Raw genomic sequence first — 16,883 nt, 5'->3', positions numbered from 1 at the left:
CGTTCGAGGTTACGTTCCTGACTGGGCGTGAGGATGTGATTGAAAATCACCAGATCGGCCTCTTCGGCCTTGACCAGGTCGCGCAGTTCCTCGACCTTGCCACTGCCAATGAGGAATTTGGCGGTTGGCCGATGACGCGGCACGTTAAAAAACGCAACGGTCTCGGCGCCGGCCGAATTAGCCAACTCCTGAAACTCCTGCGGATCTTCGCGCGCCTCAGGGTCCTGTCCATCCAAGTGAACGAGGATGACTCGCTCACCACCACCGTGGCGCTCAAAGAACAAAGGAGACTCCTATCAGGCGTTACCTGGCTCAGCGTCACCTGCTTCGGATTCGGTTGCGCTAGGCAGACGAATTGGACGAACCGGCACCACTGTAGAGATAGCGTGTTTGTAAACCATCTGGCTCACGGTGTTTTTCAGCAGGATTACGAACTGGTCGAAGGACTCRATCGTGCCTTGCAGTTTGATACCGTTGACCAGGTAGATAGACACCCCAACTTTCTCTTTACGTAAAGTATTCAAGTAAGGGTCTTGTAGCGAATGCCCTTTTGACATGTGCCGCACTCCTTTAAGGATTCAAAATAAAAAATAGGTAAACAGATGGCTTCAGCCGTCACACCCCCAAGGATAGACGGCAATTGAAAAGACTCAGCTCAATATGGAGATGGTCCCCAAGTATTTCAAGGCGCGCGGCAGATTGTCGCAATCGAGACTGTCCAGCCAGTGTAAATCAGCCCAACTGCGCAGCCAGGTGAACTGACGCTTTGCCAATTGGCGCGTGGCAATGATTCCGCGCTCCTGCATCTCGGCTTGCGTCAGCTTGCCATCCAGGTAATCCCAGACTTGTCGGTAGCCTACTGCACGTATAGACGGCAACCCGGAATGCAGGTCACTTCTCTTACGCAGGGCTACGACCTCGTCAATGAATCCCTGTTCCAACATATTCGTGAATCTTTGTTTAATTCGCTCGTGCAGTACCTGGCGATTTGCCGGAGCAATGGCCAAGTTCGCGACAGTATAGGGCAATTGTTGCAGTCCCGAAGCGGCTGCTTCAGTACTTTGCGCAGTTTGTCTCAGACGCAGTTCGGTCATGCTCTGACCACTGACGCGATAAACTTCCAGCGCTCGACTGAGTCGCTGCGGATCGTTCGGATGAATACGTGCAGCCGATTCCGGATCAATGACGGCCAATTGTTCGTGCAGGGCTTGCCAGCCAAGGCGTGCAGCCTCTTCTTCAATCTGTGCGCGAATCTCCGGATCAGCCGCCGGCATGTCTGCCAGACCTTCGACCAACGCCTTGTAATAGAGCATTGTGCCGCCCACCAGCAGCGGAATTTTTCCCCGTGCAGTGATATCAGCCATCGCTTCAAGGGCATCACGGCGAAAATCAGCAGCGGAATAGCTCTCGGCCGGGTCAAGAATGTCGATCAACCGGTGCGGGAATTCGCTCAAAATTTCTTTCGACGGTTTGGCCGTGCCAATGTCCATGCCCCGGTAGACCAGTGCCGAATCGACACTGATCAGCTCGCAAGGCAGGACTTTGGTCAGTTCGATGGCCAGATCGGTCTTGCCCGCAGCGGTCGGGCCCATCAGAAAAATCGCTGGAGGGAGCTGACTCATCAACGACCGCGCAAGAAGAGTTTGTCCAGATCGTCCAGACCCAATTGGGTCCAGGTCGGTCGGCCATGGTTGCATTGACCGCTGCGCTCGGTGTTTTCCATGTCGCGCAGCAGACCGTTCATTTCCGGGATCGCCAGACGCCGATTCGCACGAACCGCGCCGTGACAGGCCATCGTCCCGAGCAGCTCGTTCAGATGGGCCTGAATCCGGTCGCTGGAGCCGTATTCCATCAGGTCCGCCAATACATCACTGACCAGTCGGTTGGCTTCAGCCTGCTTGAGCAAGGCCGGAATCTGCCGAATGGCCAGGGTCTCAGGCCCCAGGCGCTGCAGTTCAAAACCCAGACGCTGGAACCACGCGACGTGCTCTTCGGCGCAATCGGCTTCGCGCTGACTGACTGCCAAGGATTCCGGCACCAGCAGCGGTTGGCCGCTCAGGCCTTCGCTGGCCATGGCGATTTTCAGGCGTTCGTACATGATCCGCTCGTGAGCCGCGTGCATGTCTACCAGCACCAGGCCCTGGGCATTTTCCGACAGAATGTAGATACCTTTGAGTTGCGCCAAGGCGTAACCCAGCGGCGGAATGTCGTCCTGCCCGGCCGGCAGCGCTACCGCGTTGGCCTCGGGCAGCGGCGCAAAAAACTCGCGGTAGGCGGCCTGAGCTTCGGCGACCGGAACCCCGGACTGAGGTCGCGGCGTGTATTGATACTGATAGCCGGCGCCGGCGCCCGAACCAGCTGGGGTGTTGAAGGACGGCTGCGCCTGGGGTTGCTCCAGCAGCGCATTGGCCGCCAGGCGCATCTCGCCCTGCGGGCCGAATTCACCGGCATCGAGGCCGGTCGGTCGCACGATGGCCGTCGCCACTGGTGCGACCAGATGATCTTCCGGTCGCACATCGCCCAAGGCGCGGTGCAGCGTGCCATAGAGAAAATCGTGAACCATGCGCCCGTCACGGAAACGAACTTCGTGCTTGGTCGGGTGCACGTTGACGTCGACACCCGCCGGATCCACTTCGAAAAACAGCACGAACGTCGGATGCCGACCATTGAACAGCACGTCGCGATAGGCCTGGCGCACCGCGTGGGCCACCAGTTTGTCGCGCACCGCGCGGCCATTCACAAAGAAATACTGCAAGTCTGCCTGACTGCGGTTGAACGTCGGTAAACCGACCCAGCCCCACAAATGCAGGCCATTGCGCTCGATCTCAATTGGCAGCGCCTGCTCCAGGAAACCCGGACCGCAAATCGCCGCCACACGCCGGGCACGGGCTGCATCGTCATGAGCTTCGTGCAGGCTGAGGATGGTTTTGCCGTTGTGGCGCAGGTGAAAAGCGACATCGAACCGCGCTAGCGCCAGACGTTTGATCACTTCTTGCAGGTGATCGAATTCGGTTTTTTCGGTTTTGAGGAATTTGCGCCGCGCCGGGGTATTGAAGAACAGGTCGCGGACTTCCACCGAGGTGCCGACCGGATGGGCAGCCGGCTGCACACGAGGCGCCATGTCCCGGCCTTCGGTCTCAACCTGCCAGGCCTGATCGGCATCTCGGGTACGGGACGTCAGGGTCAGGCGCGCCACGGAGCTGATCGACGCCAGGGCCTCACCACGGAAACCCAGGCTCATGACCTGTTCCAGGTCCTCAAGGTTACGAATTTTGCTGGTGGCGTGTCGGGCCAGGGCCAGCGGCAGGTCATCGGCAGAAATACCACTGCCGTCGTCGCGTACCCGCAGCAACTTGACGCCACCTTGTTCGACATCGACATCGATGCGTTTGGCGCCGGAGTCGAGGCTGTTTTCCAGCAGTTCTTTAATCACCGATGCCGGACGCTCAACCACCTCGCCGGCGGCAATCTGGTTCGCCAGTCGCGGGCTGAGCAGCTCGATGCGGGCGCTATTGGTCACGACTTGATTCATTGTTTAGTCGCCAACTCAGTGCCTGGAATGGTCAGGTGCTGACCGATCTTCAGCTCATCGTTCGACAGGTTGTTGGCGCTGCGTAGCGTGGCTGGCGACACCTGATAACGCACGGCAATCATCGCCAGGGTTTCACCCGGGTTGACCCGGTGATCACGAGGGCCCTGAGCGATTTTTCCGGAATCGCGCAGCCACGCAATGTAAGTGCCCGGTGGCGGATTCTGCTGGAAAAACTGGCGCACGCCGCTGCTGATCGAACGTGCCAGCGCCTGCTGGTGATTCGCTGCCGCAAGCTTGGAGGCTTCGTTGGCGTTGGAGATGAACCCGGTTTCGACCAGGATCGACGGGATATCTGGCGACTTCAGTACCATGAACCCGGCCTGTTCCACACGTTGTTTGTGCAACGGAGTGACGCGACCGATGTTACTCAGCACTTTCTGGCCGACGTCCAGGCTGGACGTCAGCGACGCCGTCATCGACAGATCGAGCAGTACGCCCGCCAGCATGCGGTCCTTGTCATCGAGGCTGACGTTGCCGGCACCGCCGATCAAGTCGGAGCGGTTTTCACTGTCCGCCAGCCAGCGGGCGGTTTCCGATGTCGCGCCACGATCAGACAGGGCGAACACCGAAGCACCGAAAGCGGCGGCCGAAGGTGCGGCGTCGGCGTGGATCGAAACGAACAGGTCGGCGCCTTTCTTGCGGGCGATTTCGGTACGGCCGCGCAGTGGGATGAAGTAGTCGCCGGTGCGGGTCAGTTCGGCGCGGAAGCCTTTCATGCCGTTGACCTGACGCTGCAATTCACGGGCGATGGCCAATACCACGTCTTTTTCCTTCTGTCCGCGAGAGCCCGAGGCTCCCGGGTCTTCGCCGCCGTGACCAGCATCGATCACCACAAGGATGTCGCGCTTGCCGGCCGGTGCAGGTGGAAGCTTGATCGCAGGTTCAACCGGCGTGACCGGCACTGCCGGCGCCATGGCAACCGAAGGGGTTGAGGTTGGGGTTGGGGTTGGCGACGGCGACGGCGACGCATCGGCGGCGCTATCAAACAGATCAACCACCAGGCGGTTGCCGTATTGGGCGTTCGGCGCCAGGGAAAAGCTCTTCGGGGTCACGGCCTTTTTCAGGTCGATGACCACCCGCAGGTCGGTCGGTGTGCGTTGAGCCGAGCGCATGGCGGTGATGGGGGTGTTGGAGGTGTTGACGTTCAGCGGTGCACCGAGTGTCGCACCATTGATGTCGATCACCAGCCGATCCGGAGCGGTCAGGGTGAACACGCTGTGTTGCACAGGCCCGGTCAGGTCGAATACCAGGCGTGTGTTATCCGGCGCCCGCCACAGGCGAACGCTATTGACCTTCGAGTCGGCCACAGCGTCGACGGTTACCGCCAAAAACAACAATCCTACGGCAGCTACCATCGCGCGAAAGCGCATACCTGACCCCATCATTTAATTGGTTTCCAATGCCAAAGCGGCACACCAGGCCTCGCCACGCGAGCCCTGGGATAAAATTTTCAGCGAACGCCCGCTGCCTTGCGGGCTAATGGTAATGGTCAGGTCGGGCTTTGGCAAAAAGCCTGCACCTTTATCGGGCCACTCGATCAGGCACAGGGCGTCGTCATCGAAGTAGTCGCGAATGCCGAGATACTCCAGCTCTTCCGGATCGACCAGACGGTACAGGTCGAAATGGAAGGCGCGGATGTCTCCGATCTCGTATGGCTCGACCAAAGTGAATGTCGGACTTTTTACTGCACCGACATGCCCCAATCCCCGGATGATGCCCCGCGACAGCGTGGTTTTCCCCGCTCCCAAGTCCCCTTCCAGAAAAATCAGACCGTGCCCTTGGGTGGTTTTTGCGATATGTGCGCCAAAATCGGTCATCGCCTCTTCATCAGCCAGGTACAGGGTTACTTCAGACACGGTGCTTGCTCCTCCAACAACTGACGAATGGCCGGGATCAGATCACTGGCCGCCAGCCCACGGCCCTCTTTACCTTGTTGCTCACCTGCATTGGCGTGCAGCCAGACCGCCAGACAAGCGGCGTCGAACGCCTGCATGCCTTGCGTCAACAGCGCGCCCACCAAACCGGCCAGCACGTCGCCCAGACCGGCCGCAGCCATGGCCGGATGACCTTGATGACACAACGCCAGACGCCCATCGGGGCTGGCAATCAGGCTGCCGGCGCCTTTCAACACCACGACAGCTGTATATTTTTTGCTCAATGCATGCGCTGCTGCCGGGCGATCAGCCTGTACCTGGGCGGTGCTGACCCCTAGCAACCGCGCCGCTTCACCCGGATGCGGCGTGATCACGCAATCCAGGGGCAAATTCACGCGTTCGTCGGCCAGCATGTTCAACGCATCGGCGTCCCAGACTTGTGGCAACGGTGCATTGGCGGCCGCCGACAGCAAACTGCGCCCCCAGGAAGCCTGCCCCAAGCCGGGACCGACCACCAGTACGGAAACTTTTTGCAGCAGCTCCATCAGCTGGTTGGCCGATGACGTGCCCAGCACCATGGCTTCAGGGATTCTAGACAGAGCGGCGCCGACATGCTCACTGCGAGTAGCCACGGAGACCATGCCGGCCCCGCTGCGCAGAGCGCTTTGCGCACTCAACAGGATCGCGCCACCCAAACCACGATCACCACCGATCAGCAACACATGGCCGAATTTGCCTTTGTGGGAAGTCGGCGTTCGGGGGGCAAGGCGCGGCAAGTTACCGGCCGTCAGGCGACGAGCGCTGACCGACGTGGCCCCAATCAGCTGCGGATCGGCGTGTAAATCATTGAAAACCAGTTCACCGACGACTTCTGCGGCATCACCGGTGAACAGCCCCAACTTCAATCCGATGAAGGTCACAGTGAGATCGGCTTGCACCGCCGCACCGAGGACGCGACCGGTGTCGGCGCAAAGGCCTGAAGGGATATCCACCGCCACCACCGGCAAACCGCAGCCGTTGATCTTCGCGATAGCGTCAACATAAGGCGCTCGCACGTCACCCGTCAGGCCGGTGCCCAGCAATGCATCCAACACGATGCCGCACAGCTCGGCCTGTGCAGTCCAGGCCTCGATCGAGACGTTTTCGGACACAGCCTCCACATGCGCCAACGCCGCATCACCCTGCAAACGCTGAGGATCACCGACCGCCAGCACCCGCACCGACCAACCCGCACGCTTGGCCAATACTGCCACCAGATAACCGTCGCCAGCGTTGTTGCCGTGACCGGCCAGCACACTCAGTTCATTCGCCGACGGCCACTGCCGGACCAGCGCACGCCAGGTCGCCCGCGCCGCACGCTGCATCAATTCGAAGCCCGGTGTGCCGCCCGCAATCAGGCTCGCATCGAGCCCGCGCACCTGCGCGGCGCTATACAGCGCGTCGGGTAATTCATCTTTAGTGTGCGGCATGCGTCTTCGGGCTCCGATGTCTGGCAGAATTATACGCACCTCAGCTCCGGTTTCTCTCACCTCATGCCCGCTATTACTACAGACCTGCCCGCCCTCGCCCAATCCATCAAGGACTGGGGTCGCGAGCTGGGCTTTCAGCAAGTCGGCATCAGCGGCCTGGACCTGGCCGAGCATGAGCAGCACCTGGAGCGTTGGCTCGCCGCCGGCTACCACGGCGAAATGGACTACATGGGCGCCCACGGCAGCAAACGTTCCCACCCGGAAGAACTCGTGCCCGGTACCTTGCGCGTGGTTTCCCTGCGCATGGACTACCTGCCAGGCGACACGCAAATGGCGCAATTGCTGGCTCAACCGGAAAAAGCCTACGTCTCGCGTTATGCCTTGGGTCGCGATTACCACAAATTGATCCGTAAACGCGTGCAACAACTAGCCGATAAAATTCAGGCCGAGATCGGCCCGTTTGGTTTCCGCGCGTTCGTCGACAGCGCTCCGGTGCTGGAAAAAGCCATCGCCGAACAAGCCGGTCTTGGCTGGATCGGCAAAAACACCCTGGTTTTGAATCGCAAGGCCGGCAGCTATTTCTTCCTCAGCGAGCTGTTTGTCGATTTGCCGCTGCCGGTCGATCCGCCCCACACCACCGAACATTGCGGCCGCTGCACCGCGTGCCTGGACATCTGTCCGACCAATGCCTTCGTCGGCCCGTACGTACTGGATGCCCGGCGCTGCATTTCCTACCTGACCATCGAACTGAAAAGCGCGATCCCGGAAGACTTACGCCCTCTGATCGGCAACCKGGTGTTCGGTTGCGATGACTGCCAGATCGTCTGCCCTTGGAACCGCTTCGCCCGTCCGTCCGGCGAAAGCGACTTCAAACCAAGGCACAACCTGGACAACGCCGAATTGGCCGAGCTGTTCATGTGGGACGAGGACAAATTCCTCAGCAGCACCGAAGGTTCGCCGTTACGCCGGGCCGGTTATGAGCGATGGCTGCGTAATCTGGCGGTGGGGTTGGGTAACGCGCCGTCGAGCATTCCGGTGCTCGAAGCGTTGAAGGCGCGCAGGGATTACCCGTCGGAGTTGGTGCGTGAGCATGTCGAGTGGGCACTGAAACAACACGGACTCTTGTAGCAGCTGCCGAAGGCTGCGTTCGAGCCGCAGGACTCGCCTCGCCGGATTACGACTGCTTCGCCCGAGCGCGGAACGGCCGACGCAGGCTTCGCCAGCTGCTACAGGGGATGCGTGTATATCAGGCTTCGTCGTTGTAAACGAACTTCGGCATTTCCCAGTGAAAACGAATCGCCAGCAACCGCAGCAGGAAACCACCAAACAGCGTGATCAGAATCGCCTGTTCACCGGGTAACTGCAGGTAGATACACAGCATGTAGCACCACGCCGCGGCGAACGAGACGCTGGCGTAGAGCTCTCGGCGAAAGATCAGCGGGATGTCGTTGCAGAAGATGTCGCGCAGTATGCCGCCAAACACGCCGGTAATTACGCCACTGACCGACGCCACCAGCATGCCGTGGCCCATTTCCAGCGCGGTCATGCAGCCGATCAGGGTAAACGCCACCAGGCCCAAGGCGTCGAGCACCAGGAATAGTGAACGCAGATGGCGCATCCAGCGCGCAGCGAAGACGGTGAACATGGCCGCGATCGAGGTCAGCACCAGGTATTCCGGGTGTTTGACCCAGGTCAGCGGATAGTGCCCAAGCAGCACGTCGCGCACCGAACCGCCGCCCAGCGCCGTGACGCACGCGATCAGCACCACTCCAAACCAGTCCATGCCGCGACGGCCGGCAGACAGCGCGCCAGTCATGGCTTCGGCGGTGATGGCGATCAGGTAGAGCATCAGCAACATGGCGGCGGTCCTTGCACAAAGGCGCGCAGTCTACTCACTTCGTCGACGCCCCAAAAGAGGGCGATCAATACCTGTGGCGAGGGAGCTTGCTCCCGCTGGAGTGCGAAGCGCTCCCCCTGCATTTGTCAGTCGTACGCGAGCAAAGGTTTACGACTGCTTCGCAGCCGAACGGGGGCAAGCCCCCTCGCCACATGGGCCCAGCAGCATTAGAACTTGATGAAATGCTTGCGGTAGTGCTGCAACTCGGCAATCGACTCACGGATGTCGTCCAGCGCCAGGTGGGTGCTACCCTTTTTGAAGCTGTCGCGCACGTCCGGCGCCCAGCGAGCGGCCAGCTCTTTGAGGGTCGAGACGTCGAGGTTGCGGTAGTGGAAAAAGCTTTCCAGGGATTTCATGTGCGTATAAAGGAAGCGACGGTCCTGGCAGATGCTGTTGCCGCAAATCGGCGATTTGCCCTTGGGCACCCACTGCTCCAGGAAGGCGATGGTCTCGGCTTCGGCTTCGGCCATGCTGATGCGGCTGTCACGCACGCGCTGGGTCAGGCCCGAACCGCCGTGTTGACGGGTGTTCCACTCGTCCATGCCGGCGAGAATTTCGTCGCTGTGGTGGATGGCGATCACCGGACCTTCGGCCAAGGTGTTCAAATCACTGTCGGTGACGATGGTGGCCATCTCGATGATGACGTCGGTATCAGGGTTCAGACCAGTCATTTCCAGGTCGATCCAGATCAGATTCTGCGGGTTTTGCATGTGTCGGCTCCTAGGCAATGCTGCGCAGTTTAGCTTAGGCAACTGGCGGGGCGTGCTAAACTCGCGGCCGTTTTACCTAATCGCTGCATTCTTGATACGGAACACCCATGGCCAAACGCCAACTCAATCGTCGTCAAAACTGGCGCATCGAAAAGATTCAGGGCGAACGCGCTGCCCGCGCCGCCAAACGGGAGTCCTCGGCTGTCGAGGCACTTGAGGGTGGCGACCTGGGTCCGGAACAGACGGGCCTGGTGATCGCGCACTTCGGTGTACAGGTTGAAGTCGAAGCCCTCGATGGCGATTTGGCCGGCCAGGTATTCCGCTGTCACTTGCGCGCCAACCTCCCGGCGCTGGTGACCGGTGATCAGGTGGTCTGGCGTGCCGGCAACCAAGGCATCGGCGTGATCGTGGCGCAACTGCCGCGAAAAACCGAACTCTGCCGTCCGGACAGCCGTGGCCAGCTCAAGCCGGTAGCGGCCAACGTCGACATGATCGTCATCGTCTTCGCCCCGCTGCCCGAGCCTCACGCCAACTTGATCGACCGTTATCTGGTCGCTGCCGAGCACGCCGGGATTCGTCCGCTGCTGCTGCTCAACAAATTCGACCTGATCGATGAGCAGAATGCCCCGCCCCTGAATGCCTTGCTGGCGGTGTACCGCACGCTCGGTTATCCGGTACTGGAAGTCTCGGCGCACCACGGCAATGGCATGGAGCAACTTCAAGAACAATTGGACGGACGCATCAGCGTGTTTGTCGGCCAGTCCGGTGTCGGCAAGTCGTCGCTGGTCAACAGCCTGCTGCCGGAAGTCGAAGCCCGTGTCGGCCCGTTGTCCGAGCTGTCCGGCCAGGGCACCCACACCACCACCACTGCACGGTTGTTCCACTTCCCCGGTGGCGGTGAGTTGATCGACTCCCCGGGTATTCGTGAATTCGGTCTGGGCCACGTCAGCCGCGCCGACGTCGAAGCCGGTTTCATCGAGTTCAACGACCTGATCGGCACCTGCCGCTTCCGCGACTGCAAGCACGACCGCGAACCCGGTTGCGCCCTGCTCAAGGCCCTCGAAGAAGGCCGCGTGCAGCAGCAACGGATGAACAGCTACCGCTCGATCATCGCCAGTTTGCCTGAGACCAGCTATTAAACAGACGCGCCCACCGCCCCGACACTGACGGGGCGGTCGGCCGCTTGTTGCGACCTACACCTTTCCCCACCGATTAAACGTCAGACACATCTGTAGGACTTCCGCGCGCCCGCTTGAAGGATCCGTCTCTTTAATCGCGCAGGCCTTGTTGCGGCCATTCAAGTGCATACATTCAAGCCCTCTTCGCATTCAGGCAATGCCGAAGAAAAGCGCTCTAGTCTACTGCTCTACTTAGGCTGATTAATTACATGCATCGAACAGCCCCCCTCAACATCTAACCTTCTAGCGGACTGTCGAGTTCGCAGACATTCAGGGCTTTATGAACTGACCGATGGGTGCGAGGTACTGAGAAAGGCAGGTATTAGAGTGATATTCATCACGCCCAACACCGAAAGCCACTCTCAGAACTTTGTCATACTTTTCTGCACCAACGAGCGCCTGTGCTTGGCAGCAACGGCGAAACTATAGGCAGATGCTGGCACTACAGAGAACCCTAGCGCGAAAATTCAGATAGTCCCTACAGCCGCAACCAACGCACAATCGACAGACACAAAAAAGCCGACATCACTGTCGGCTTTTTTGTGCTGTTTTGCTGACCCCGATCATTTTCGTGGCGCYACGAAAATGATCGGTAGCAGGGTCACTGCTGCGGCGGTTCCGCCGGTTTCGGTGCCGGGTTTTCGAAGATGTTCAATCGCTCGCGAAGCTCATGCGTCGGTAGTGGTTCTTTATCCGCCGGCAAGGCGTTCGGATCGACTGGCTCGGCCGGCACTTCGCCTGGACCGCCCTGCCCTGGCGTTGGCGCCGGCTCCGGTGCAGGTTCTGTACCTTGCGAACCGTCGATGGCACGCTGGGCTTTCTTGGTCAGCACCACAATGTCGATCCGGCGATTGACCGGGTTGAACGGGTTCTCCCGGTCGAACAGTGCTGACGAGGCGTAACCGACCACCCGTGCCACCTGTTGATCCGGATAGCTGCCGGCGACCAGCGCACGACGGGCGGCGTTGGCACGGTTGGCCGAGAGTTCCCAGTTGCCGAAATCACCCGTGCCCGAGTACGGCTTGGCATCGGTGTGGCCGCTGATGCTGATCTTGTTCGGCACCGCTTTGATGGTATCGGCCATGGCCAGCAGGATGTCTTCGAAATACGGCTTCAGGCGCGCACTGCCGGAATCGAACATCGGCCGGTTTTCGGCGTCCATGATCTGGATGCGCAAACCATCCTGAGTGATCTCGAACAGGATCTGATCCTTGAATTTCTGCAACTGCGGATTTTCATCGACCTTGTTCTGCAACTCCTGCAGCAACAGTTCCAGGCGCTCCCTCTCAACCTGCTCGGCCATGCTTTCGACCTGTTCGGTGTCGATGGTGACTCGGTCTGGCTGCGACTCCACTTCAGGGTTGAGGGTTTTCTCCGACGTCAGGGTCGGAGAGCCGCCCAGATCGATGATGTACGGCGTGCCACTTTCGGTAAAGCCGACCGGGTCTTTGAAGTAACCGGCAATGAGGATTTTCTGTTCCGGTGTTGCGCTGGACAGTAGCCACAGCACCAGGAAGAACGCCATCATCGCCGTCGCGAAATCCGCGAAAGCGATTTTCCAGGAACCACCGTGATGCCCGCCCGCGTATTTCTTGACGCGCTTGATGATGATCGGCTGGTTATTTTCCATACAGAGTGCTCTGTCTCACAAATACTGTTCCTTTTTGACGGTGCCTGTTGTCGCCATACGGCGTTGCCGCTCCTCGCCATAGCAAGCTATGACTCGTCGCGGCGCCTTGTCTGGCAACAACAGTCACTCGCCAAAAAAGGAACGTATTTGCAAAACAGAGCACTATCGACCGCGAACCGCTTGTTCCAGCTCAGCGAAGCTTGGACGGTGCGCCGGGTACAGCACCTTGCGACCGAATTCCACGGCCAGCGATGGCGGCATACCTGACGCAGAAGCAACCAGCGAAGCCTTGATGGCCTCGTAGACATTCAGCTCTTCCTTGGCATCGTGGGCCAGGGCATGGGCCAGCGGGCCAAAGAAACCGTACGCGGCGAGAATACCGAAGAAGGTACCGACCAGTGCCGCACCGACGTGCACACCGATCATTTTTTGATCACTATCACCCAGGGAGGCCATGGTCACCACGATACCCAATACCGCCGCGACAATACCGAAACCCGGCATGGCGTCAGCAATGCCGTTCACCGCGTGGGACGGGTGATCCAGGTCTTCCTTGAGGCTGGTCAGTTCCATATCGAACAGGCCTTCGAGCTCATGGGGGGCCATATTGCCGGAGGACATGATGCGCAGGTAATCACAGATGTACGCGGTCATGCGGTCATCTTTGAGCACCGCAGGGTATTTGGCGAAGATCGGGCTCGCCGCGGCATCCTCGATGTCGCCTTCGATGGCCATCATGCCTTCGCGGCGGCTTTTGTTGAGGATCTCGTAAATCAGCCCTAGCACTTCAAGGTAAAAGGCGTGGTTGAAACGCGAACTGAACATCCCGAAGGCTTTCTTCAGAACGTGCTTGACCATATGGCCAGGGTTGGCCTGCAGGAATGCGCCCAAGGCCGCACCACCAATAATCATCACCTCGAAAGGCTGAATCAGGGCGGCAATCTTGCCGTGGGAGAGCACGTATCCGCCCAGCACACTTGCGAATACGACGATGATGCCGAGAATTTTAGCCATAGGTAGGAGAGCACTTACTGAGTCGGGTTCAAGGTCATATTCGGAAGTTGAAAAATCTCTTCTTCTCCTTATCGGCAAAACTGCGCCAGACTGTAGCCCGTTCAAGCGAAAAGCTAATTTGGCCTACTCCGGGTATAGATAATGCAGACGATGATCGCGTCCAACCATGGCTAACCCGTCGAACATTCCAACTCAAAAACCGACCACACTAGAAGGCTGGGGCAAGCTTCTCGATGGCGTGCGCCTGCCGGTTACGCAAGACAGCCATGACCGTGTCTGCAGGGCTATCGCCGATAACCGCAGTTCGCTTCGTGATATCACAGAGCTCATGCAAGACAGCCCGGCCCTGGCCTTGAGCATCATCCGTGAAGCCAACCGCCACACCCACGGCAGCATGACCGAACCTGCGGAAAACCTTGAAGTGGCGATCAATCGCCTCGGTTTGAAACGCACCGAAGAACTGCTCGCCCACCTGCCGGCAGCGCCCCTGTCACAGATACCGGTTGCCTTGCGCCAGTTGCAAATGATCAGCCAGCACGCGACGCAACAGGCCAACGGTTTTTTTGCCAGTCGCCTCGCGCGACTGTGGCAGGACATTCACTGGGGCAGCCTGCTGTTTCTCTCGCCGCTCTGGCCCATGGCGTTGACCCATCCGCAATTGCTTGAAGAGTGGGAGCTGCGGGTCATCCACAAAGGTGAATCGGCACACAACGTCGAAAAGCAGCTGTTCGGTGTGCGCCTGCTGGATATTTGCCAAACCCTGGTGAGCCTCTGGCGCCTGCCGATTTGGGTGGAACAGGGTTATCGCCTGCTTCTGACCGAGCAGCGAGAGCTAGTCAAAGTCCTGCGCATTGCCCGCGACAGCGATTATCCCCTATGCCAGCAAAACCGCCTCGATGACGATCCGCCCCTGCGTCGCTGGCTCAACCAGCCAGCCCATACCGTGCTACTGGCCAACGGTCTGGCGCTGTCAGCACAACAGGCGTGGGACAGTCCTCACAGTGCGCGCTGGCAATACCTGACCAGCCTTTACCTGCAAATGCCCATGGCTGAAGTGCAGCAGCAATTGCACCAACAGGCGGCCAACAGCGCCCGGCAGCATGCCATGCCGGACCTGTGGCACCCCGCTGTATCGCTGCTCTGGCCGCCGGACATGAACAGTGTCCACGCCGGTCTGCCACCCGCACCGGCGCCGACCACCGAAGACCTGGCGAAGTGGCGCAGCCAATGCGCCGAGTTGCTGGCGGAGCCAAGCCCCTTCACCAACGCCACGCACTTGACCAGCTCTGCCCGGGACGCCTTGGTCGCGTGCGGCATGCGCCGAGTGATGATATTGATGGCTGACCGCACACACACCAATCTGCGGGTACATCAGATTGCCGGATTGCCAAAGGAAACGGCCGGGCTGAATTTCGTGGTAAACCAAAGCAGCGTGCTGCAACGTTTGCTCTCGCAACAAGCGCAGGTGCGCCTGACACCGACCAACACCGCGCAATTTTCGGCCTTGCTGCCGGCCAGCCTGCGCGCGCAGTTCCGTGGCGAACACCTGTTGCTGCGCTCGCTGATCAATAATGGTCGGGTGATCATGGTGGTGGTAGCGGATCAGGGCGGCGGACCGTTCTCGGAAATCACCGTGCAAGCCTTCGGCAAAACCGCGCAGTGCATCGAGAAATCCGTGCACACCTTTAGCCACCGCAGCCAATGACGCTGCGCTACAATCCTCCCTTTTGTGCTCTGGAGACCTCACATGTCTGACTTCTCTGGCTTGCCGCTGGTGATCGAGCCGAGCGACTTGCTCCCTCGCCTTGAGTCCCGCGATCTGATCCTGGTGGACCTGACCAGCAGTGCCCGTTATGCCGAAGGGCATCTTCCCGGCGCGCGCTTTGTCGATCCGAAACGCACGCAACTCGGTCAGGCGCCTGCGCCGGGGCTGATGCCGCCGAAAGCGGCGCTCGAAGCGTTGTTCGGAGAGCTGGGCCACCATCGCGATGCCGTGTACGTCGTGTATGACGACGAAGGTGGCGGTTGGGCCGGGCGTTTTATCTGGCTTCTGGACGTCATCGGCCACCGCAAGTACCACTATGTCGACGGCGGACTGCCCGCGTGGCTGGCAGAAGGCATGCCCATGTCGATCCAGATCCCGGCGCCCGTTGGCGGCCCGGTGGCATTGACGCTGCACGACGAACCCACCGCCACCCGCGAGTACCTGCAAAGCCGTCTCGGCGCCGCCGACCTGGCGATCTGGGACGCGCGCGGGCCTCTGGAGTACTCCGGCGAGAAGGTACTGGCGGCCAAGGCTGGGCACATTCCCGGTGCCGTCAATTTCGAATGGACCGCGGGCATGGATCAGGCGCGCAACTTGCGCATCCGCACGGACATGCCGCAAATCCTCGAACAGCTCGGCATCAGCAAAGACAAAGAAGTAATTACCCACTGCCAGACTCACCACCGTTCTGGCTTTACCTATCTGGTGGCCAAATCCCTCGGTTATCCGCGGGTCAAAGGCTATGCCGGTTCCTGGGGCGAATGGGGCAACCATCCCGACACCCCCGTAGAGATTTAAGGTTTTAAGGACAGTTAATGAATAAGCGTCTGTTTATCCTCAGCCAATACCTGCTGCCCCATCATTTGCTCTCGCGACTGGCCGGCTGCATTGCCGAATGCCGCGTGCGCTGGTTCAAAAACGCCTTTACCGCCTGGTTCGCCAAGCGTTATCAGGTGGACATGTCCCAGGCCCTGGTCGAAGACCTGACCGCCTATGAACACTTCAATGCGTTCTTCACCCGCGCCTTGAAAGACGGCGCTCGCACGCTCGACGAAACCCCGGGCGCCATTCTCAGCCCGGCCGACGGCGCAGTCAGCCAGCTTGGCCCGATCGAACACGGTCGTGTGTTCCAGGCCAAGGGCCACAGCTTCAGCGTGCTGGAGTTGCTCGGCGGTGATGCTGCGAATGCCGCGCCGTTCATGGGCGGTGATTTCGCCACGATTTACCTGTCGCCGAAGGACTACCACCGCGTGCACATGCCGCTGGCCGGCACCCTGCGTGAGATGGTCTACATCCCGGGCCGAATCTTCTCGGTCAACCAGACCACCGCCGAAAACGTTCCGGAGCTGTTCGCCCGTAACGAGCGTGTGGCGTGCATTTTCGATACTGAGCGCGGGCCGATGGCCGTGGTGCTGGTGGGGGCGATGATCGTTGCGTCGATCGAAACCGTCTGGGCCGGGCTGGTCACGCCGCCGAAACGCGAGCTGAAAACTTTCCGCTACGACGAAGCTGCCCGCGCGCCGATCCATCTGGAGAAAGGTGCGGAATTGGGTCGCTTCAAACTGGGTTCGACCGCTGTCGTGCTGTTCGGGCCAGACCAGGTGAAATGGGCCGAAGAGCTGGCGGCCGGTTCGCCGGTGCAGATGGGCCAGGGTATGGGCTCACCAAAAGCTTAAAGACCAGGCTGCATCCTGTGGGAGCGAGCCTGCTCGCGAAGGGGTCATAACATTCAACATCTATGTTGACTGTTACAC

16 protein-coding genes are annotated in these 16,883 nt (G+C 59.9%); 5 read left to right on the top strand and 11 right to left on the bottom strand.

Features of this window, described 5'->3' with window-relative positions:
- The 7 genes from AC1DSG_RS16315 to AC1DSG_RS16285 form a co-directional block, all read right to left on the bottom strand.
- The coding region (locus tag AC1DSG_RS16315) for an HflX-like GTP-binding protein (protein ID WP_477791811.1) at window positions 1-284 on the bottom strand (284 nt) is incomplete at its 3' end.
- Window positions 285-296: 12 nt separating this feature from the next.
- Window positions 297-557 (bottom strand): RNA chaperone Hfq, encoded by a 261-nt coding sequence (gene hfq, locus AC1DSG_RS16310; RefSeq protein WP_007902656.1) that lies wholly within the window; start codon window positions 555-557, stop codon window positions 297-299.
- 93 nt (window positions 558-650) lie between these two features.
- On the bottom strand, window positions 651-1,622 hold the full coding sequence (miaA, locus tag AC1DSG_RS16305; RefSeq protein WP_477791810.1) for a tRNA (adenosine(37)-N6)-dimethylallyltransferase MiaA: 972 nt from the start codon (window positions 1,620-1,622) through the stop codon (window positions 651-653).
- The gene (gene mutL, locus AC1DSG_RS16300; protein WP_477791809.1) at window positions 1,622-3,532 is read right to left on the bottom strand and encodes a DNA mismatch repair endonuclease MutL; all 1,911 of its coding nucleotides are present in this window, start codon (window positions 3,530-3,532) and stop codon (window positions 1,622-1,624) included. Before mutL ends, miaA begins: the two co-directional genes overlap by 1 nt.
- Window positions 3,529-4,977 carry an N-acetylmuramoyl-L-alanine amidase gene (locus AC1DSG_RS16295; RefSeq protein ID WP_477791808.1) on the bottom strand — a complete coding sequence of 483 codons (1,449 nt, stop codon included), beginning with the start codon at window positions 4,975-4,977 and terminating at the stop codon, window positions 3,529-3,531. Before AC1DSG_RS16295 ends, mutL begins: the two co-directional genes overlap by 4 nt.
- On the bottom strand, window positions 4,978-5,448 hold the full coding sequence (gene tsaE, locus AC1DSG_RS16290; RefSeq protein WP_477791807.1) for a tRNA (adenosine(37)-N6)-threonylcarbamoyltransferase complex ATPase subunit type 1 TsaE: 471 nt from the start codon (window positions 5,446-5,448) through the stop codon (window positions 4,978-4,980).
- Window positions 5,436-6,935 carry an NAD(P)H-hydrate dehydratase gene (locus AC1DSG_RS16285; protein ID WP_477791806.1) on the bottom strand — a complete coding sequence of 500 codons (1,500 nt, stop codon included), beginning with the start codon at window positions 6,933-6,935 and terminating at the stop codon, window positions 5,436-5,438. The genes tsaE and AC1DSG_RS16285 overlap by 13 nt, the downstream gene beginning before the upstream one ends.
- 63 nt (window positions 6,936-6,998) lie before the next feature.
- On the opposite strand from AC1DSG_RS16285, the gene queG reads away from it, so the two are divergent.
- On the top strand, window positions 6,999-8,063 hold the full coding sequence (gene queG / locus AC1DSG_RS16280) for a tRNA epoxyqueuosine(34) reductase QueG (protein ID WP_477791805.1): 1,065 nt from the start codon (window positions 6,999-7,001) through the stop codon (window positions 8,061-8,063).
- Window positions 8,064-8,181: 118 nt separating this feature from the next.
- Here the strand turns inward: queG and AC1DSG_RS16275 are convergent, their stop codons facing one another.
- Window positions 8,182-8,793: a trimeric intracellular cation channel family protein gene (locus tag AC1DSG_RS16275; protein ID WP_477791804.1), complete on the bottom strand. Its 612-nt coding sequence runs from the start codon at window positions 8,791-8,793 to the stop codon at window positions 8,182-8,184.
- A gap of 206 nt (window positions 8,794-8,999) precedes the next feature.
- Complete coding sequence (gene orn, locus AC1DSG_RS16270; protein WP_056746367.1) at window positions 9,000-9,542, bottom strand: oligoribonuclease; 543 nt, start codon at window positions 9,540-9,542, stop codon at window positions 9,000-9,002.
- Window positions 9,543-9,649: 107 nt separating this feature from the next.
- On the opposite strand from orn, the gene rsgA reads away from it, so the two are divergent.
- Window positions 9,650-10,681: a small ribosomal subunit biogenesis GTPase RsgA gene (gene rsgA / locus AC1DSG_RS16265; RefSeq protein WP_477791803.1), complete on the top strand. Its 1,032-nt coding sequence runs from the start codon at window positions 9,650-9,652 to the stop codon at window positions 10,679-10,681.
- Window positions 10,682-11,321: 640 nt separating this feature from the next.
- Here rsgA and motB read toward each other — a convergent pair.
- Both motB and motA read right to left on the bottom strand, forming a co-directional pair.
- Window positions 11,322-12,350, bottom strand: coding sequence for a flagellar motor protein MotB (gene motB / locus AC1DSG_RS16260; RefSeq protein ID WP_477791802.1), 1,029 nt, complete (start codon window positions 12,348-12,350; stop codon window positions 11,322-11,324).
- A 162-nt stretch (window positions 12,351-12,512) separates the two neighbouring features.
- Entirely contained in the window at window positions 12,513-13,364 is an 852-nt protein-coding gene (gene motA, locus AC1DSG_RS16255; protein ID WP_477791801.1) for a flagellar motor stator protein MotA, read from the bottom strand.
- 166 nt (window positions 13,365-13,530) lie between these two features.
- Here motA and AC1DSG_RS16250 point away from each other — a divergent pair, with 166 nt between their 5' ends.
- The 3 genes from AC1DSG_RS16250 to asd are packed head-to-tail and all read left to right on the top strand — an operon-like array spanning window position 13,531 to window position 16,805.
- Window positions 13,531-15,069 carry an HDOD domain-containing protein gene (locus tag AC1DSG_RS16250; RefSeq protein WP_477791800.1) on the top strand — a complete coding sequence of 513 codons (1,539 nt, stop codon included), beginning with the start codon at window positions 13,531-13,533 and terminating at the stop codon, window positions 15,067-15,069.
- A gap of 42 nt (window positions 15,070-15,111) precedes the next feature.
- Window positions 15,112-15,927, top strand: a complete 816-nt coding sequence (locus AC1DSG_RS16245) for a rhodanese-like domain-containing protein (protein WP_477791799.1) — start codon at window positions 15,112-15,114, stop codon at window positions 15,925-15,927.
- A 17-nt stretch (window positions 15,928-15,944) separates the two neighbouring features.
- Window positions 15,945-16,805 carry an archaetidylserine decarboxylase gene (gene asd / locus AC1DSG_RS16240; protein WP_477791798.1) on the top strand — a complete coding sequence of 287 codons (861 nt, stop codon included), beginning with the start codon at window positions 15,945-15,947 and terminating at the stop codon, window positions 16,803-16,805.
- Window positions 16,806-16,883: the final 78 nt, after the last annotated feature.

The organism is Pseudomonas sp. P5_A12, assembly GCF_056400685.1.
This window is presented reverse-complemented; position numbering and strand designations above follow the sequence as displayed.